The sequence below is a fragment of the Endozoicomonas arenosclerae genome, from assembly GCF_001562015.1.
Taxonomy (GTDB): domain Bacteria; phylum Pseudomonadota; class Gammaproteobacteria; order Pseudomonadales; family Endozoicomonadaceae; genus Endozoicomonas_A; species Endozoicomonas_A arenosclerae.
Genome location: NZ_LASA01000167.1, coordinates 43,819 through 64,004, shown reverse-complemented (window position 1 = coordinate 64,004; position 20,186 = coordinate 43,819). Strand labels below are relative to the sequence as shown.

General features: G+C 46.0%; 13 protein-coding genes. 6 read left to right on the top strand and 7 right to left on the bottom strand.

Annotated features, from left to right (window positions below; all coding sequences use genetic code 11):
- Positions 1-233: 233 nt before the first annotated feature.
- The 4 genes from WG89_RS25060 to dptF all read right to left on the bottom strand — a co-directional run bounded on the left by WG89_RS25060 (position 234) and on the right by dptF (position 9,173).
- Positions 234-947 carry a DUF262 domain-containing protein gene (locus WG89_RS25060; protein ID WP_079254034.1) on the bottom strand — a complete coding sequence of 238 codons (714 nt, stop codon included), beginning with the start codon at positions 945-947 and terminating at the stop codon, positions 234-236.
- Between the two features lie 201 nt (positions 948-1,148).
- A complete protein-coding gene (dptH, locus tag WG89_RS25055) occupies positions 1,149-6,227 on the bottom strand; it encodes a DNA phosphorothioation-dependent restriction protein DptH (RefSeq protein ID WP_062270415.1) in 5,079 nt (1,692 codons plus the stop codon).
- The gene (gene dptG / locus WG89_RS25050) at positions 6,208-7,572 is read right to left on the bottom strand and encodes a DNA phosphorothioation-dependent restriction protein DptG (RefSeq protein WP_062270414.1); all 1,365 of its coding nucleotides are present in this window, start codon (positions 7,570-7,572) and stop codon (positions 6,208-6,210) included. Before dptG ends, dptH begins: the two co-directional genes overlap by 20 nt.
- A complete protein-coding gene (gene dptF / locus WG89_RS25045) occupies positions 7,572-9,173 on the bottom strand; it encodes a DNA phosphorothioation-dependent restriction protein DptF (RefSeq protein ID WP_062270413.1) in 1,602 nt (533 codons plus the stop codon). Before dptF ends, dptG begins: the two co-directional genes overlap by 1 nt.
- Before the next feature lie 1,008 nt (positions 9,174-10,181).
- Here dptF and WG89_RS25040 point away from each other — a divergent pair.
- The 6 genes from WG89_RS25040 (at position 10,182) to WG89_RS25015 (ending at position 17,631) form a co-directional block, all read left to right on the top strand.
- Positions 10,182-11,207 carry an integrase domain-containing protein gene (locus WG89_RS25040; RefSeq protein WP_062270412.1) on the top strand — a complete coding sequence of 342 codons (1,026 nt, stop codon included), beginning with the start codon at positions 10,182-10,184 and terminating at the stop codon, positions 11,205-11,207.
- 450 nt (positions 11,208-11,657) lie between these two features.
- On the top strand, positions 11,658-12,650 hold the full coding sequence (locus tag WG89_RS25035; protein WP_062270411.1) for a recombinase RecT: 993 nt from the start codon (positions 11,658-11,660) through the stop codon (positions 12,648-12,650).
- Positions 12,651-12,656: 6 nt separating this feature from the next.
- Complete coding sequence (locus WG89_RS25030) at positions 12,657-13,697, top strand: lambda-exonuclease family protein (protein ID WP_062270410.1); 1,041 nt, start codon at positions 12,657-12,659, stop codon at positions 13,695-13,697.
- 90 nt (positions 13,698-13,787) lie between these two features.
- Positions 13,788-14,789, top strand: a complete 1,002-nt coding sequence (locus tag WG89_RS25025; protein ID WP_245662975.1) for an AAA family ATPase — start codon at positions 13,788-13,790, stop codon at positions 14,787-14,789.
- Positions 14,789-15,769 carry a DUF3150 domain-containing protein gene (locus tag WG89_RS25020; protein WP_062270408.1) on the top strand — a complete coding sequence of 327 codons (981 nt, stop codon included), beginning with the start codon at positions 14,789-14,791 and terminating at the stop codon, positions 15,767-15,769. The genes WG89_RS25025 and WG89_RS25020 overlap by 1 nt, the downstream gene beginning before the upstream one ends.
- 110 nt (positions 15,770-15,879) lie before the next feature.
- Positions 15,880-17,631 carry a VWA domain-containing protein gene (locus tag WG89_RS25015; protein WP_079254032.1) on the top strand — a complete coding sequence of 584 codons (1,752 nt, stop codon included), beginning with the start codon at positions 15,880-15,882 and terminating at the stop codon, positions 17,629-17,631.
- Positions 17,632-18,152: 521 nt separating this feature from the next.
- Here WG89_RS25015 and WG89_RS25010 read toward each other — a convergent pair.
- From WG89_RS25010 to WG89_RS25000, 3 genes are all read right to left on the bottom strand, one after another.
- Complete coding sequence (locus tag WG89_RS25010; protein WP_062270406.1) at positions 18,153-18,758, bottom strand: hypothetical protein; 606 nt, start codon at positions 18,756-18,758, stop codon at positions 18,153-18,155.
- Positions 18,759-18,775: 17 nt separating this feature from the next.
- Complete coding sequence (locus WG89_RS25005; RefSeq protein ID WP_062270405.1) at positions 18,776-19,132, bottom strand: winged helix-turn-helix domain-containing protein; 357 nt, start codon at positions 19,130-19,132, stop codon at positions 18,776-18,778.
- Positions 19,133-19,292: 160 nt separating this feature from the next.
- Positions 19,293-20,123 (bottom strand): sulfite exporter TauE/SafE family protein, encoded by an 831-nt coding sequence (locus WG89_RS25000; protein ID WP_062270404.1) that lies wholly within the window; start codon positions 20,121-20,123, stop codon positions 19,293-19,295.
- Positions 20,124-20,186 lie beyond the last annotated feature (63 nt).

Here is a 20,186-nt window from a genome sequence, read left to right as displayed (position 1 = left end):
TGCCAGTTTGGATTTGTAAAAACAGCGTATCGAGGCATCGGGAAAAATGACAATAAACTGGCCACTCTTTTTGCTCTGGCTAATGTGGTTAGATTGGATCAAATGCTACGTAGGGGTTAATCTGCCTATCAGCCGAGAAAACCGGCTGAAAAGTAGATAATGAGCGACCCTATCCTCGCTTTTAGTTCTAAGAATTGTGTTTTAGAACATGCTCAAAGGATTGATGGACTTCTTCACACCTTCCCTAGCTCTCTTCCTCGATCATTTATTGTTTCAAAAATTAAATATGCATCTGATTCGTCAGAAACGCTAATATTCAAAATTTGTAACTTTTCTAAAACATATACGGCAATATTCTTTAGAATATTTATGTCGCAATCTTCACCTATATAAGAATCAACATAATCCCATAATGAAATAATTCCATCTAAGAGCTTATAATTAGAATCTGATTTTTTGAAATTATTTCGCTCTTTTATAACATCCTCTTTAGTTACATCAGATACGATGAAGTCAGCATAAACAGAGTTATTTTCTTCATTCATCTGATAGCGATTATTACCGTTTTCTGATAACAGACTACCAGTAACTAGAAAGCGTGATTTTAATATTGAGTAAAAATCATAATAATCCATATTGTTTGCTGTGTTTTTTTGGTGCTCGAATAAACAAATCCGTCTAATAATACTGATTATTGCAAGGCTGGTTGTTAATCTCTGTTGACCATCAATTATTTCAACTTCTTTCTCACCTGTGGATTTTGATACAATTGGTCCAATAAAATATCTATCCCTACCTTCTTCTAAAGACTCTTTTATATCCTGCCAGAAAATCTGGATGTTACTATTATCCCATGCATAACTTCTTTGATACTGCGGTATTGTTATTTTATCGTATTTGCTGAATTGACGATCCAAATTTTCCAGTTCTGTAACAATATTTGACACTCTAAATCCCTAAGATTAAGTTTGATGGTTATTTAAAACACGTTTAGGATGAGCTTCATCGGGCTCATTATGAGTATTACACTTGCGAATTTATATTGCTTATTTTCTGTTTGTTTAAGCTGTACAAGATCAAAAGCGGTTTATGAACCGCTCTTTGGCTGCCACGCTTCCATACGTTTAAGTTCAGCTCCATTGTTTTCCTTAACGCTCTCCCAAGCTACTGATATTAATTTTCTTAACGCTGAGTTCCAGCTCACCATATTGATTCAAATGCTGTCCCACAGACAAACACTGTCCCTTTTTAAGCTTGCTCAGCTGCTCAATCCAATGCTGTTTCTTAGAGCCTTGAACCGTCACTTCCAAAATCTCAGCATATTTCTTGATCTCCGTTTCAGCAGGCGCAAAGAACAGCTTATGAGCCGCCTGGAACAAACGGTCCTGCTCATCTTTGGAAAGGTTGCTGAGGGTTTGTGTTGCCAGAATCAGCGACAAGCCATATTTACGGCCTTCAGTCAGCATCTTGCCCAGAGGGCTATCCAGTCGGTGGTCCAGATTTTGTACCTCATCCAGAACCACTGGCAGCGGGTTGTGCTTACTGCCGGTGCTGCTAGCATGGGCGTACAAGTCCCAAAGTATGAACTCAGTAGCCAGTCTCTGAACATCCGTTGGAATGCTGGCTAACTGGATCATATGGGAATGGCAGTCAGTGCTGTTGTAAATAGCGTCCCAACCGCCTTCGGCGCGGGTATCAAACAGGTTGCTTTTCACCATGGTTGAGAGTTTGTTTGCCAGGGCTTCACCAACTTTGCTTTCTTCTGCCAGATGGGTCAGCAGCTGCTGGAAGGTATAATCTTCTCCAAAACACTGGATACCGTTTTCAATAACGTTATTCAGTGTGGCAAGCTGCTGCTCTCCAATGGTTGAGTACACAGAGTTGAATACCGAGGAAACACGGCCTGCAACTACATGGGGCTGGTCTGCCAACTCAATACCGGCAATCAGCTGCTTCTGTTTTCTGAACGGGTTTATGGCCAGTGGCGAATGCGCTACCAGATGCGTTTTGGGATTTACTGCTTCCTGAAATTCAGGCTCCAGATGGTCTGGTAGGAAACCATTGGTGTAATCCACCACCATTGAGTTGCACTGGGCTTTTGCAAGCTCCTGCAGAATACCTTGAATACAGTAGGTTTTACCTTGTCCAGACCGGCCAAAAATCAGCAGGTGGCGGTTTGGCAGCTTTTCATGATTAAACTCCCAGTACACAGGCTGGTGAGTCATTTCCTCCCGGCCAAAAAGAACTCTGCCGGAATCGACTTCAGTTACTGGACTGACTGTCTTTGTTGGTTGATCAGCTTCAACAGCCTGTGGAGTATCTTCTGTTGTTACTGCAACTTCATTATCAGTTTCAGTAGTCGTTTCTGTTTTAGCGGCGATATCCATCAGAATAGGGGAGACGTTGGTATTCTGTCCCAGGAACCACTGCTTAGAAATGCCCAAAACATTCTGTTCTAATACCCAGGGCAGAAGTTTCTGATAAGGCGTACTGATCAAATGCTCCTGATAATCAGGAATTTCCAGCTGCAATAGACCGTTTTCAAAGGTTTCCATGGTATGAATAACGGTTGGGCTGGTCAGATGAGCGAGCACCATTGCTTCAGGAAAGCCCTCAATGCTTCCCAGCTCATAATCCCCCGTTAACCACTGTTCGCGCTCATTCAAAAACGGCTTAAAATAATCAGCCTCAAACACCTCATAGAGCTGATACTTTTCAATTTGCATCAGTACCTGACGAATAAACAGGCTTCGATAAATGCGGCCTTCCAAGGTTTTTGGCCCCAGAATGCGCTCAACCAGATAAGCTCTCAGTTTCTCGGCTTGTTCTCTGGCCTTCTCTAGAGAGGTGCTGCCATGCTCACCCGCTTTGACTTCAACAGGCAGAATGAACAGCTTATTGTCTTTAAACCCGGCAAACAGAATATCGTCCGACATTTTGCCGCTGTAGTTGTCTTTATTATGGAAAACACCAAAATCGTGTTGATCCATTTTCAGGCCAATATTGCCAGAAACCCTGACCATTTCTGCAATGGAAATCGGAATCCAGATAATATCAGACTGTGACAGCATGGCACTGACCAGTTTCCAGCTGGCTACTATACCAAGTTTGCCTTTTTTCTCTTTGTCCGGATCAGTGACCATTTTCAGCAGCCACTCACCATTAAAGGCATTGAACTCTTCAATCAGCTGATCACCTTGTTGACTCAGCATTTTCTTGTATAAGTCAGATTGACGAGTAACGGTAATGGCGTCATAACCGGCGGAGTTGGTGTATTGATCCGAGTAGTGAATCAGAATCAGGTCTTGTTCCTGTTGGAAGAAGTCCAAAGTCACTTTCGGATCAATAATCGTGGTCCAGATAGAACTGTCGTAGGAGCGTTCGAGCTGCTCCTTAAAAGAATCACTGACCGCAATACCGATAGAAGAGTGGGCATGGTATTGCTGGTTAGGCTCTACGCAAGGCTTTAGCAAACGCCCATAAAGACGGGACATTTCCAGATGCTGCTGATCTTCGGTATTGATTTTGTTAAGGCCATAAGCGGTCTGGAAGGTTTTGTTTTCGCAGACAGATGCTTCACCACTCAGCAAACCATGGCAGGCAATACCGGAAACAAATTTGTCGATATCGCTTTCAAAAGTGGTCACCTTCTGGTTGTTCTTGAAAAAGCTCAAATGGGCATAGCTTTGCTCAGCCACATCTTTGTGTTTGAACTTAGAGAACGAAAGCTTTGTGCGGAGCAGGTCGGTAATATATTCCGACTGTTCCCGGGCAGCGCCTTTATCCAGGGAATAGCGTTGTTTGATCTCCTCGTGGGAGCTCATTTCCGCAAAGATATCGAATTCGGTCTCACAGAATTTGTCATCATACAGGTTTACATGTACGGGATGACATTCCGCCAGATTCTTTTTGAAATAAGCCAGCAGCCCCATAAACACTTCGCTGTTATCGCCATTGTTTACGGAATTGATAATCAGTGGTGCATCATCTACCTGTTTAAACAGTTCATTGAAGGTTTCAATAAACTCTTCAGATTTTTCCTTTACCAGAGTGCTGACATAGCTGTAGCTGGTGTCTTTCTGTGGGACGATTTCCAGCCAGAGCGGGTTTTCCTTGACCTTCTGGGTGTAACTGAACTGATTGCTTTTGCTGTAGACGTACGGTAACAATCCCTTCGGGTTCAGCCTTTCCAAAGTAACAGGGGGCAGGTTTCTGAAAGACTTGTTCTGGCAGTCAGCCTGGATTTTATCCACCAGTTGCAGGTAATAGCTCAGGATCAGCGGGTGGTAGGGAGAAAAGTATTTTTTATCTTCAAACTCTGCCATACCCATTGCCAGAACAATGCGGTTTTCATCACTCAGTGTGCTTTCCATTGGGATGGCACTGAGATATTCCAGAGAAGCCTGCACATAGTTTCTGACCAGAGAAGTTAGCTTGTCCCCCCAGAATTCAAGAGATAACAGGGATTTTCTTTGTATCAGATAATCTGATAACTCTGTCCAGGCAGAATGGATTTCAGGAGAAACGGTTGCCAGCTGTTCCGCTTTGATGGCGTCAGGACCAATAGAAATCTGTTGCTCTGTTAGGAACTCTTCTTCCCGACGCAGCAGTGGTAAACGAATCCCCGGCACTTTGGATTCTTTATGATCAATAACGACCTTACCCTTGGCATTAATGAACTGACCATAGCGATCGTCGTTAAACAGCTCATTGAAACGGTCAGAGTCCATCAGAATAGGCAGGGTCAGAGTTACCGGACTGGCTTCACCTTCAATGGTGAATTTCACCGAATGGCCGCTATTTTGAACAACAAAGGAAACGACTTCAGAATCTTCATACACCTGTTGATAATCCAGCGACGCATAGGAACTGGCATCAACGACTTCTTCGTTTTCAGACAGCACGAACTCTTGCCCGGATTGCTCTGACAGTGCAAGGCTCATATCTTCTGTTTGTAGAATAATCCCGCTCTGGTTAGGCTTTACAAGGAACTTGTTTTCAATGGCCGGTAGATAGAAATCACCTTCTTCCAGTACCAAAACTTGAAAGGTAAAGCACTCATTATTATTGGTTCGTTTCACCTTCAGGGTGAAGAAGGTAGGTGAACCGTCAAAAGGCGCGTTTACAGTGACATGGCGCTGAGCTGAACCAGCCACTTTGATGATACTGTTTTTTAAACCACGCAGAACCTTATTATTGATCAGCTGAAGCTGCTCTTTTTTCAGGTCATCCCCGTCAAATGTCAGCCTTAAATCAAAGGCCTCGCTGCCTTTTGGAACCTCAAGAATGATATGCTTTTCCCGCTTACCTGCACCTTTCTCTGATTTTGTGCGAGGGCCAGTCAGTTTGGCGTTATCTGAGCTGACAGATACAAAGCTGACAATGTTTTCTTTCTGCTTTTTTCGTTCAGTAATGACATCGCCCATATCCAGCTTGGTGCGCCAGCCATCACTGGATGGATCAGAGAAGTGATCATCAATAAACTTTTCACCCAATTCCGGAATACGGTCGTGTATTTCTTCAGGATGATTTTGCAGGGTTCGCTCCAGCTTGTCGTGGAACTCTTTATTGTCTTTCAGGCGGTTTTCGATCTGGTTTGGTTTACTCAGCTCCCAAAGACCTTTGTCGGGAAGAAAACCCAGTTCCGACAGGTCAGGCGAACCTCCAGAGGTCATGGCTGTGTAGAGCTGAACAAAGCCAAACATACTGCCGCCATCTTCTTTAAGCTGCTCTGCTTTTACTTTCAGAAGGTGACTCAGGACGGCATTATTCTGTGGTTGACCATCGATCAGAGCATTCAGTTGCTCCTCAATACTTTGGGCAGACCAGGGCATATCACCATGCGCCAGATCGACGGCGTTTTTAACAAGAGTGTCGAGTGAGCTGTTATGAATAAAAACCAGTGCAGTATCTACAAAGGTACCGGACTTGTCAGATACACAGTCTCTCAGGTGAGAAATGTAATATTCATTGAAATAGTGATCAGGCGCTTCCTGCTCATCAAAATGTGCAGCAAAGATGACTTTTACTCCGTTCACCATAAGGTAATGGAGTTCGGTGCCATCATAGACAAATGACTGGGTGCATTTGCAGATTTCGTCGTACAGCCGTTGAGTGTTACTCAAGTTGGTGGAGCGTAGTTGATACTTCTCTCCGGCCTTGATGTTCTGGTCGAGCCACCCTTTAATACGCTCTACAGCAAACTGTTCAAATTGTACTGCGTACATAGACGGCATCTCCACTATCACTCATACGGTCTACATTGCCCACACGCTCATAAAAAGCGACCAGAGCCTGTTCGGATTGTTTATCAAAATACACGCCGCGCTGACGGAACTCCTGAAGGAGTTCTTGAAAACGCAACTGACGGTTATCGCCAATGGCAATATTGGTCAGCAGTAACAAAAAGTCTTGGTTGATGACCAGCACCCGTCCTGAGCGACCTCTGTTTTGAATGAAATGCTTGCCAATATGTTCCACAAACTGCTTCTGATAAGCGTCGCGGATTTCGTGTCGGCTTGCATCAGCGTCGTACTGTTTTATCTCAAATTGATCGAGTGCATATTGGAAAAGACGGGTTAGCTGATCTTTAGGCGTCGACTCAACAGCTGCTCGAGATTTTATTTTTCTTTTTTCCTGAAAGTTGTTGGCAAAGCATTCGATGGCTTCAGCTACATTATCGGAAGAGTGTTCATTTAACGCCCCTTCAGATTCTAATGCCTGAGTGTACTGCCACAGAGGAACAACCCTGCCTTTCTTCCCATCCTTGCCTGCTTTATTAATGTTTTCCAACATAGAAAGGGTTGGGAAAACGGCGCCAAACGATGAGAATAAATGCTGATAGCCATCATCCTGGATATGCGTACGCTCCTGACTGGCTTTTTCTGTGTCCAGAATAAAGTAGAGTGGGCGTTTTTCCGGAATATCAAATTTGAAGTTTCTGATATTCAGAGCCAGCTGGGAGCAATATATAAAGTTGTAAAGCTCCAGGAAACTTTCCAGATGACTTAAAAGATACTCGGACTTGCTGCTCAGGAAACGGATATCTTTGGCAAACAAGTCGGATATATAAGGTAGGTAGGGGCCAACATTAGAAGCTTCCTGCTTGACGGGTTTCAGATACCTCTGCATCTTTTCCCAGAAGATTTTTTCGATAAAATTGGCTTTGGATTTGATCTCACAACGATGATCTTGCTGAGCCAGAAAATTTCGAAAAATTTCGCTGAGATGCCCGCTAGCTTTGGATTCACTTCCCTGGCGTCCCAGTAATAAAAATTCAGGGGATACTTTTAAAAGTGCATTATTTTGGAAGTAAATATTTTTGAAGTGATCCAGAATCTCGGTATCAGAGAGCTTGCTGGACAGCTCATCCAGACAGGCTTCTTCAAACTCATTCTGGTCGAAACCGTGCAGCTTCTTACCAATCAGAAGCCCAAGAACATTACCAGCTACCGTGTCGTAATTCAGGACATTCTTTTTACTGCGGATGGGCAGGTAGTTGCTCAGGTTGTTATCGCCAATCTTGCCCTGTTCAATCTCGCCGAGGGCTACTAAACGACTAATAATACTCATTAGTAATCCTCCTCTGCAGTAATCTCGTCATAATCTTCGTCGTTGGTCAAAACCCATTGTTGCTTTGGAGTTTGGGTATGGATTTTGAGTGTATTGCTGCTTCTGAGCAGGGCTGTTACCTGATCGATAAATTCTTCCAAAATCACGATATTGTTCTTATCGTGTTTGTTGGGGCGGTAGCCACTGTTGATCTTCATAATCAGTTCCAGGAAATTGGCACTGATCTGTAATGGTTGCTCCAGAGGTTTGCCATTGAGCATCAACATGGCATTAAAATGCCCAAGTCGTTTGGAGCGGTTATCAGGCAATGCTTTCAAGTTATCTTTGATGACGGCGCGGGTAGACAGGCAGTAGCCGTTGTAGTCGGCCAGATACCACTGTTTTTGTCCCAGTTCAGGAGCAAGGCGATTTGCAAAACGGAAGATAGCCTCAAGTAATTCCTTCTGGTAGAACTCCCGCAGGGTATCCCTGTGATGCCTGTTTCTTCCGTCAAATTGATCGTGAATGCGCCAAATTTCTACGTATTTCTGATACAGCTCCTGAGTAAAGCTGGATTTGAACTCCTGGTGGTAATTATTACCGATAGATTTATTTTGAAGGAGATAGAAGCAGCGTATCCATGAGCCTATTTCCATATTGTCTTCATTGATCAGATGACGAATATCTTGTTTGTATTGATCAAACTGTTCATCCTGAACCTTCATGGATCGCTGGATCAGGAAAATATCGATATCTTTTGAGCGAATAGTGCAGGGGTCAAAATGAACCAGAGCACTGGTCAACTCTGTCGCTGTATTGATAAAGATATTATCGAACAGGTAGCCGGGACCGGTCAGGGCTGAATAGATAAAATCGAGCAGTGTACGAGCTGTGAGAAATTGATCATACTTAAGGCGTACTTTTAACAGACTCTGGACTATGATCTTTTGCACTTCTGGCATTAGCAGCATTTCATAGTTGGCATGCAGCATCTCAGGATATTGGTCTTTCTCTTTGAGCCAGGCTTGGTAAAAGTCATTATTGTCAGTAGGCTGAGTCAGCTTCACCAGAAGCTTTTCGATAAAATCAGCAGTAACGCCATCTTCTTCAGGCCTGAATTTGGGATAGTTTTCAAAATTAAGGAAGATATGGTGTGCTGGAAGGCTGTCTTCTTCGTCGTTCAGGAATAATTTTATAGATTGAATAATATCCTGGTGTTCTTCATCCCCTTCCTCAGCGTAGTTTCCGAGCATACCGATATTGATACCAACGACAATGGGCTTGCCCTCTGACTTATGGATAGTGAACTGTCTATCCAGTGTCTGGATTGCATTCATATCCGGCTGGAAGCTATGGGTTGCGTCCAGATGGAAATGAAACTGTTGTTGGTACTGATTGTAGAACTTGGTCAATATCTCAGATTTACCATCACCGCTGGAGCCACAAAGGAAAATGATGGTTTCCGGAGAGTTTGAACTTTCAACGTGACGCTGAAAATCGGTTTCAATCGGGGTCTTGATGTAGAGGTAGTCTTTAACAGGATTCCCTGTAGAATTACCGAGCGTCCTGACTGCTTCAGCCGATGACCGGGACAGTGGCGCTAATAGTTGTCGGAGCTTCATAAGCACATGGCTCGTTGGTGTGGTCTGGTTGCAAGCACGCTACCGCCCGTTGGACTTTGTACAGCCATTTACGGGCTGAACAGGCGAAAGTCTCATAGCTTAGTGCAAATTGTCATTTAATAAGTAAATGGTTCGATTGTGCCAGAATTTGTGAGGGCTTGATAGCAGGCAGAGATGGGGGATTTACGTCGAAATGGTCAGCTAAATATACAGATATGGGATTGTATTTTCAGTGCGATTTTCTGACTATTGCTCTGTCCTTACAACCATAAGCGATCAAGCTGTTGTTAGATTTTCCGACCAACCGTATTTTTGTTCTGAGCATTCAATCGCTTTCTCTGCTATCTTTTTGATTCCTGTATATCGGTTTCTGCAACGCATGGAGAAGCAATGCCTTCGACGTAATGAGCTATAAAACCGATCATTTGCCGTGAGGCTCCGACCACTCTTCGCGAGTCTTCCTACTCAGCAGTTTCTCTGCTGCGATGCCGTCAGGGCTTGATCGCTCTGATTTCAGGGGTTCTCTGATCATCATGTGAACGCCTGCCGCTTGCTGCCCAAATTACAGCACTCTCTACACCTGTGTTTATCATCACCCAACTCATCGGGTCACAGGTAAAAGCGTGTTGAAATTTGGTTGCAGTGCATTTTCCAAAAGCCGTTTCGAGAGACCGCCTCTTGGTGTATTGGCATCCGTGTCGTACAGCTAGACCAGTGTCTTCTATCGGCATTTTATGATCATTTGATGGATTTTTTTATAAGCAGGCGAGCTTGCTAAACCCGGTCAATCCTCAGGATTGGATATAACGGCAATCACCTCAGCTGCTGGCATCAGCAAGGCTCAGCTCTTTAGAGCAATGAGCGTCACTGCCCGCAACCCTTGCGTTACAGGCTGTCCCGTTTGGCCACGGCGTGATGTGGCTTCGAATTGAACTTTGTTCAGGGTTTCGGGACTGATTGTCCGATGTGCCCCTTTTGCAGATAGAGAGAGGGTGGAGGGATAGTGCTGTGCCTCAGTTTTCTACTCGTAACGATCATAATTTTGGTTTTGGCAGGCAACTGTCCTATGCCGGACGTAATGCACTCAGAGAAATAATGCCGGGGCAGTTTTGTACGGTGGCAACCCATGCTGTACGTTGGAAACAGTTTTGTGCCTGGAGTAAGACCCAGAATATTTGTGAAGCCCACCAGGTGAATAATCAGACTTTGAAGCACTATGCCGTTTACCTCCGGGCGAGACTGGAGGGACAGGGTGCCCCCTTATCGGTTGCAACAGCACAGAATCTGCTGTCTACCTGCAATGTGGTGCTGAAGGCGCTGCGTGGCAATGAAGATATACGAATCAAGCCTGCTGAGGCTTTACAGGCTAAACGCGAGAAAGTTCGCACTGAAACACCCGAGCTGAGTCGGGAAAAGCTGGCCCAGGCACAAGCTGAATTAATCTTGAAAGGGCAGGAACGAATAGCCGCAGTTTTAGGCTTATGCCGGGAACTTGGGCTTCGCTCCCGAGAAGCCGTGTTACTGGATTGCCATAGAGCTCTTGAGCAGGATAAAGCCTGCGGAAGAATCGATATCGAGCGGGGTACAAAAGGTGGTCGTGGCAAATCGACGCCTACCAGTACTTCACGCGTTGAGCGGCTGGTACCAGTATCTGACTATGCTCGTATAGTACTAACTCAAGCGGCAAAGTTGCAGGGCAAAAACGATTGCTTAATGCCTGTCGGTAAAAAACTTGAAGATTTTCTGGCTCTGGTGCGGATGCACAGTGGCCCGGTTCTCAAGAAGTATGGACTGAATAACCGTCATGACCTTCGGGCGGCTTATGCTTGTGAACAATATCATCGAATGACAGGGTGTTCCGCACCGGTTCTATCAAGTGGTAGCACCCTCATCAATAAAGATATTGATCATCAAGCCCGAAAGACTATCGCTGTTCAACTCGGCCACCACAGAAGCACTGTAGTATCCGCTTATATAGGTAGCCATCAGCCACACAAAAACAAAGGACAGTTACCGAAACACGACATTGAATAAGCAATCAGATGTCCTATAGTTACTGTTCCTTCTTGGAATCTGATCTATGGCATGGTGATTTCATTTTCAATGGAAGAACTACAACGGTAATGATCAGAATGCGATCTCACAGGTCAGTGTGTTTTGCAGACCCGGCTGATAGAACACGCGCAGCGATGAGGTGGTAGCCAAAGCGAATTGGCAATCCGGAATCGTTTGATGAATAGCTCGATGGCTTGATTTGTCAGACCTACAGAGTACTTAATTTTCTATTGGCATGATCGGGCTTCGCCTGTGATTGCTTCCGTCAATCACTTCGGTGACACATCAATAGCGTACAGGCTTTCGGCTTTGTAGCCATAGTCGTGTGCGTCCACTCTGCGCGGCAGAATCTCTCTGTCATGCAGGGAAGTTCTGTCTTGCGTCTTCTTCTTGTTTTTAAAGTAAGCGGAAAGTGAGAGAGAGCTTCTTATGAATACCTCTTGTGTTAATGGTGAGTCTTGCGCTAATGACTTGGTGGCTCGTTTTGCGGAGCGTTATGGCTTTGGCGAAGATGAGTTGCTGAATACCTTGGCGCAGACTGCTTTCAGACAACAAAACGGTGCGCTTCCCAGTAGGGAGCAGCTGATGTCTTTGTTGTCAGTGGCAGACACTTATGGACTGAATCCTTTCATCCGGCAGATATGGGCGCTTTCCGACCGAAAGGGTGGGGTGCTGCCTGTGATCTCGATTGATGGCTGGGTTTGCATTATGAACTCATACCCTCAGAGCGATGGTATGCAGTTCAGTTATCCGGATGAGCTGGTTACGTTTGATGATGATATGAAGGCCTGCCATCCATGGATGGAGTGCGTGATCTTTAGAAAAGACCGGGAGCATCCCATTCGGGTGCGTGAGTATCTGGATGAGCTGTATCGGCCAGCAGTAATCAAGAATGGCAAAAAATTTCCTGGCCCTTGGCAAACATGCCCTAAGCGCATGCTCCGTCATAAAAGCCAGATTCAAGCTATTCGTATTGCTTATGGCCTCAGTGGGCTTTTTGAGCCGGATGAAGCTGAGCGGATACTGGAAACTCAGTTGGGAGAATCGGTACCCGATCTGCGCTCTGAAGTGACCGGTTCTGTGCAAGAAAACGGAGGAACGCTCACAGATTGGGATACGGCAACGGGTGAATTACTGCCTGCCAGTGAAGCTCGAGAAAGGCTGGTTAAGGCTTTAGAGGACGATGTGATTGATCGGCATGACCGGCTGGACTTTGATCCGGTCAATCCTGATGATCTTGAGCCACAAATCCTGTCGTTCATAAACCAGGTTGTGGATCGTGCCAGAGGGACAGGTGCATTTACTGCTGCACAGGGGTTTGCTCAGGAGCGGTTTGGTCAGAATGCCAACGCCCTTAACTACTGTCTGCAGCGTCTTGATGAAGCTCAGGCTGCTTCAGCGATGCCCACTGTCGAAGAGTGATTTGTTATGAAACAGGTCAATCTTGAGCAGCGGTCAAATGAGTGGCTTGATTGGAGGCGTTTTGGCGTAACAGCTAGCGATGCTGCTGTGCTCTTACCAAAAAGAGCAGGGCAATCACCCTCTAAATCACGCTGGCAACTATGGGCTGAGAAATCAGGAATACTTGAGGAACCCGATTTATCATCCAATCCCTATGTCCAACGAGGTATTGAAGATGAAGACGATGCACGGAACCTGATGGAGCAGGCTTTAGGTGATGCACCTCTCTTACCTGTTTGTGGTGAGTGGGATCATAACCGAATACTTCGAGCCAGTTTTGATGGCATTACCAAAGACGGTATTCCGGTAGAGCTGAAGGCTCCGTGTGAGAAAGTCTATCAGGAAGTTAAGGCTTTAAAAGATCAGTCGGAAGGGTATCGACGAGCATTTGCACAAGTGCAATTTCAAATGCTGGTCGCCGATGCACCGAGAGCCTGGTTATGCTTTTACCATAAAGGGCTGCCCATTCTTCCGGCCTGTATCAATCGGGATAAACACCTGATTCAACAGTTGCAAAAGGAGGCTGAAGCCTTCTGGCAGCTTGTGGAGAATGGTGATGAACCTGAGAAAGACCCGAATCTGGATGTGTTTGTGCCGGAGGGGCTGTTTGTGCAGGCACAATGGCACAAGCTGGCAACGGACTATCGCCGTAGTCAGTGTCGTCTGGATGAGTTGAAAAATCAGCTGGACTCCGAAAAGTCACAACAGAAACTACTGCAGCAGGATTTTCAGAAGTTAATGGGAGCCTTTCGGGTAGCTGAATCTGATGGTTTGAGAATCTGTTGCAGCAAATGCACAGGTTCGATCGACTATCAGAAAGCACTGGAATCATTGTGTAAGGAACACCAGCTGGCGTTGCCTGACCTTGACGCTTTTCGCCGCATGTCGAGGGAGCAGGTGAGAGTCACCTTGTTGGATAGAGTGGACGATAGTGAATCGGAACGGGAGGTCGCTGGAAACGAACGCTGGTTAAACCCAACAGTCAATAACCATACCTTCTATTTCTGATCCAGCTTTTCATTAACCCGGGTGGGGCAGTTGTTTTCCCCAACCGGGGGGGATTCTGCCCTTTTGTTTTTTAGAAAGTGCAGGACATCAATGATGGAAACTGAAGTTCAGTCTGAGCAAGCTGGTTTGCAGCCGGCGTTTTTTGAGCTGAATGAAACCTTCGATCTGGATACCAATCAATGGATCCTGCTCGAAGGATATAAGGAGTGCGGCCATCCGGCAGTACCGGCTATCCAGCCATACGTATTTGACAGAGACCGGCTGCGCAAGCTGTTGGCCTTTCTGGATAGCCCTGAAAGCGACGGCTTGTATCTTACTGGGCCGACAGGTTGCGGAAAAACAAGTCTGGTCGTACAGGCTGCTGCAAGGTTGCACTGGCCTACACAGATGGTACCCGTTCACGGAAGAATGGAACTTGATGACCTTCTCGGTCAGAAGGTGCTGGAGAAAGGCTCAACGCCTTATCAGTATGGAGCGCTGAGCACAGCGGTAAAGGAAGGTCATATCCTGATTCTGGATGAAATGGATGTGGCTGACCCCAGTGAGCTGGCCGGATTATATGATCTGCTGGACGGTGCGCCTCTCGTACTGGCGCAAAACGGCGGAGAAATTATTCCGGTTCATCCAAGGTTTCGGTTTGTTGCCACAGGCAACAGTGCCGGGACTGGTGATGGCAGCGGCTTGTATCAAGGTGTGCTTCGACAGTCGTTAGCCTGGTTAGACAGGTTTCGTGTGATTGAAGTGGACTACCCCGATGAATTCACTGAACTGTTGATTCTGAATCAGATGGTGCCAGATCTTCCGGTGGTCGTCAGGGAAAAGATGGTGAAACTCGCTAATGAGATTCGTCGTCTGTTCACTGGTGACTTAAATGGAAGAGGGGAGGGCGAAGCTCAGCTCAGTGTCACTTTGTCCACCCGTGGGCTGGTGCGCTGGGCAAGGTTATCGCTTCGTTTTCAGGGTGCGCCCAGAGTATTTGAATACACTCTGGAACAAACTCTGACCGCCAGAGTAGAACCAGCAGAACGGCAGGCGATTCACCGGATTGCCAGTGATGTATTTGGCGAACTGTGGGAAGGAGGTATTGAGTGATGAACGCAACTAATACCACAGTCACCCAGATACTCGAGCAAATGTCCGTGATTGCTCTGGACTGTTCCATCTGGTCAGGCGCTCGTCGTTTGAAACCAGAGGATTTGGTTCTGGGCAAAGGCGGGCAGTTGCCGTCTGATGAAGTCGTCTCGTTAGGAAGCAAAAAACTGTGTAAGCGGGAAGTGCTGAAACCGTTTCATCGTCTGAGAGATCAGGCGTGTCGGCTCTGTGCCAGAGAAGGTGTACGGTTTCTGGGAGGGTATGCGGTACCGGATCATTATGTGTCAGGTTTAAGCCTGAAGCTTAATCAGGTGCAGCAGGACTTTAACCAGGAAAAGCAGACCTTTCTGACTGGCTATGACCAGCATATTCAGGAATGGGTCAACGCTCATCCTGATTTTGCGGAGGCTATAAGGAATGCGGTTCCCGACGTTCAGCATGTAGGTCAGCGTTTCCAGTTTGGTTACACGACTTACAAAGTAGTGGCATCGCCTCAGCCAGACAACCTGAACCAACAGGTGGATCAGCTGGGCAATACTTTGCGGGAGGAAATCAGTCGTGATGCTCAGGCTTTGTTTGAACAGACCTTCAGAGGGAAAGAGAAAGTCACCCGTAAAGCCCTGAATCCGATTCTTCGACTAAGGGACAAACTTCATGGACTGGCGTTTGTCGATCCCGGAATCTCTCCCATAGTGCAACGGCTGGATGCTGGCTTATCGCAACTGCCGAATAACGGAGCGTTAGAAGGCGAAGTGCTGACTCAGCTGATGGAGCGGGTTTTACTGCTGTGTTCGGTTGAACAAATGGAGCGTTGTGCGGAAGGTTTGACGGCTCTTGAGCCTGTGATGGTGCAGAATCATGAGTCAACTCAACCTCAGACGCCAGTAGTAAAGAGTGCAGAGGTTCAGGAAGAACCTGATATTAAGCAACAGGTAGTAGTGACGGAGGAAACGGCTTCTACCGCCACTTTCTACTTCTAAACCGGCTGGTGTAAGCCAGTCATCCCAAGCGGGACATAGTACCCGCCTGGGCAGGAGCTATGTCCCTTTTTTCTTTGTTCTTAATATAGAGAGTAGAGAGGTATTTGGATATGGCTCCTGTTTTACAACGTGCATTACCAATAGTTGGCAGTGCGTTGGGAAGGAAAATGGGCGTTCGGGTTGAAGTCGCTGGAAATAAAGCATGCACCGATGGCGAGTGCATCTGGATTCCAGCCTTCGACCTGCAGCGACCTGAGCAAGAAGCCCTGTGCTGGGGTTTTTTGTGTCATGAGGCCGCCCATGTACGCTACACGGATTTTAACCTGGACTATAAAGGATCTACCTTGCGACACAGGCTCACTAACTTGCTGGAGGACATTCGGATCGAAAAGGCCATCAGCCAGGAATACCCTGGTGCTGCTTTTTCTCTTGCAGAAGTCGTTCGGCAGTTAGTAGCAAAAGGTCGTTTAGGTGCGCCAAAAAAGAGTGATTCACCTGTGAAGGTGTTAAACGACTCTTTGCTGGCCATCCTGAGGTTAGAAGTGCTGGGGCAGAAGGCTTTGGAGCAGGAATCGACCAAAGCTCGTGAAGTGATGAAAACCTGTTTCTCCAAACAGTTACTGGACTCACTGAATGGCCTTTTAAAGCAGGTTCCCGGCTTGAAAAGCACCAAGGAAGCCCTGAATCTGGCTGAACAGATCATCGCTTTGTTTCAGAATCTCAGCAATGACCATTCTGAAAACAAAGATTCTGGTGAGATTGGTTCGGACAAACCTGAGAGTTCTTCGGAAAGTCAGGGAACCGATTCTCGGCAACCTGAATCGCAGGATCAGGAGGATAAAACAGATTCTGTGTCAGGTGCTGAACTGGAATCCGATTCTGAGGAAGGAGGAAATGATCATCCTGAAAATTTGTCTGGAAGTGATAACCAGATTGTTTCGAAAAACGGCGATGCTTCAGACAAGGCTGAAGACCCATTCTTGAAACAAATTCTGGAATCTACCGATCAGGACTGGCCGGACGACTTGTTTGAAACCGTCGCTGGAGAGCTGGAATCATGGAGTTGTGCTCAGTCTTCAAGCCTGTCAGCCATCACCACAACACCAGGGTTGGATGATGTGGTGACTACAGATGAAGACAAACGTGCTGCAAAAGTCCTGCTCTGGAAAGTGCAGTCAGAATCCGCCCGTTTAGCCGCACAGCTGACGGGACTGGTTCAGGCAAAAATACTCACCAGAGATCGAACCGGAAAACGGGGTATCCGGATAGAGGGCAAACGGTTACATAGAATGGCACTGGATGATGGTCGTCTTTTCAAACGACGGGCAGAATCCATCACTGTCAATGCTACTGTTCATATCTCACTGGATATCTCATCGTCCATGGCACCCAGGATGAAACTGGCAAGAGAGGCGGTTTTGTCGTTAGTGTTTGCTCTGAAGCAGATAAATGGAGTGACTGTTTCAGCTTCGGCTTATCCGGGAACCAGAGACGACAGAGTCTTTCCCATAATCACAGGAAAAGAGTCTACTCAGGCTGTTGCTGTAACACTGGAGGCTTTGGACAGCCACGATTCAACACCCATGACTACTGGATTATGGCATGCGGTGCATCAAGTCTGTCAGGCTGAAGCAGAACGTCGTTTGATCTTGATGATTACTGATGGTACACCAGATATCGATCATCATGATGCGGTGGTTAATCTGGTCAGCCGTTGTCAGCAGTCAGGTATAAACGTTGTAGGAATAGGCATTAATGTCTTGTTAGATGAAAACCTTTTCCCTAAACGATTGAAGATTGGACACGTTGGGGAGCTGAAAACCACGTTATTTGACTTGGCCAGGCACTGGCTGGTTGATTGAATCTTGCCCATCAATGACAACGGTATTTGTTATTGATGGGTTTTTTTTCTTTTTTTCAGTTTTTACACTTAACACTATTTCCCTGACCGGTCGAAGACTGACCGAACGTACGGGGATGATTCAAGAGATCCAGACCGTCGTTTGCGATAACAGCAACCATAAAAATCCTCTACTGCGGCAATGCCGCTCCTTGAATCGTAAGGAGTGTTTTATGGGTTATCCGGGGGGAGTGGTGTTAAGAGGACATCAAAAAAAGTTTTGCAGGTAAGTCTGTGTCAATAAAATCTACTGAGCTTTCATGATAATCAGTCACTGAGATGTATGCCGGTTAGACTCCGACGATAAGAACCCCATAATTCAGATAGGTTTTTTCAGTAGAATCTGATGTAGAAGAATTCGTTATATGGCACAAAAAATGGCACTAACTGAGGTAAAGTCGGAAGTAACAGGGGGAAGCGATTCCGGCTCCGGGCACCATACAAAAAAGGTCATCGAGTTTCGATGACCTTTTTTTTTACCTGTTATAAACGTTTCAGGAACTCGTTCCGCACCATAATTTCCAAATCAAGCATGCTATTCATGTTTTGCTTCATCGCAGTCTCATGCAACCCTGCAATAAAGTCATATTCACCTTCCTCTCCCTCATTTTCACAGAACGCCTTGAGTTCTTCAGGTGAGATAATGTGATTCTTCATGATGGCTAACGCCTGCACCAAAGAAGGTCTGTCTTGCCAATGAAAATAAGCCAATAACCTGTCTTTGATAACGTCTGACGCAAACAGAATAGGGATGTCGCCATTTTGTGACTGGGCGACAGTGGTTTCTTTAATTATTTCGTCACCAATGGCTAGAGGTGCAGAAGGAAACTCCACACAGATTTCGGTGGAGTCGTTGATAAATACACGTCCTTGTTTTTCGAATCCCAGCTCGGACATTGCTTGTTTGAGTGGCCCTGCAGAATCATAACTAGTGTTGACCATATCAATATCTTTCGTGAGATATAAGTTCTCGCTATAGATTTCAACGGCCAGTCCTCCTACCAGTACAACTTTAATGTCATGCTGATTGAGGTGATTGGCAACAATGGCAGCAAGCTCAATGATGGATGTGTTCCTAAAATCAGTCATTGATTGTCACCCTTAACTCATGTTCTTGGTCGGTTTTCGACTATGGGCTTACCGGCAGCCCTGGGGCGACTCCTTACCATGGTCAATTTCTGAATCATCGAGTCAGGGTAGACATTGAGAGCTGTTTTCAACAGCTCTTTCAAGGGTGCCAGAAAAGGGTAGCGAGGGTTGAGCTGGTACTCCCTGAGTTTACCTATCAGTCGACTGACCAGGACACCATCTTCTTCCAGCCTGGCCAGTTGTTTTTGTACAGAGTTGGTAGAAAGGCCATAAAACTCAGCAATGGCTTTTCCGTAACCGGACTCTCTAACCATCAGATAAATAAGAATCTTTTCCTGACTTTCAGCCCTGAGAATGCCTCTTAAGACGAACATATGAGCAGTACTTTTTTTACCAATATAGGATAAATATATACCATAGAGTGGTATATATAAAACAAATAATGGTATATGTATGCGCAGTATGATCCTCATGATTACAGTGGTTAGCCACCGAGCTTGAGGTTTAAGCAATTCTGGCTTGTGGGAAAATACTCTACAGAAAAACTTGCCCCAACATACGCAAGCCCGTCAAAAGCAATACCAGAGCAAAGATCTTCTTCAATCTTGTGGCATTCAGCCGAGCGGCCAGTGATGCCCCGACAGGTGCAAACAATACCGTTAGCGGCACGATGCAAATGAAACCGATCAGGTTGACGAGTCCCAGTGTTCCAGCGGGCGCATCAGTTGGAGTGTTGCCCAGCGCTAACATTGTGAGTGCACCGGGTAACGAAATGATTAACCCTATCGCTGCAGCTGTACCTACGGCCTTATGGGCGGGGTAGTTGTACAGGGTGAGCAATGGAACAGAAATGGTGCCACCACCAATTCCCACCATAGAACTGAAAAAACCAATGGACGTTCCCATAACTGTTTGTCCAGCTGTACCAGGAAGCTTTTGAAACAGAGCAGACTTTCCAGTTCTGAAGAGCATGTTCAGTGCAGATAAGGTTGCTATCACACCAAACAATATAGTCAGCAAAGTCCCATCAACACGAGTAACTAACCAACTCCCCACCAATACACCGATAAGAATAAAGAGAGCCCAACGCTTTAAAAGTTCAAAATCCACATTCCCTTTTTGATGGTGAGCACGAATTGAACTGATTGAGGTGGGTACAATTGTGGCCAGTGAAGTGGCTGTTGCAATCAGCATTGCAGATTCAGGTGATACGCCAAAACTCTGGAACAGGAAAAACAGCACAGGCACAATGACGATACCGCCGCCAACGCCTAATAACCCCGCTAAAACTCCGGCAAATACACCTGTGGCGATCAATGCCAAAAAAGTAGAGAGGTTGTTGGTTAAAAACTCTATGACATCCATTAATTATTTCTTCTATTGCTCATAGCGGAAAAAGTTTTTGTCGTCAGTTCTTTGATCAGTGGC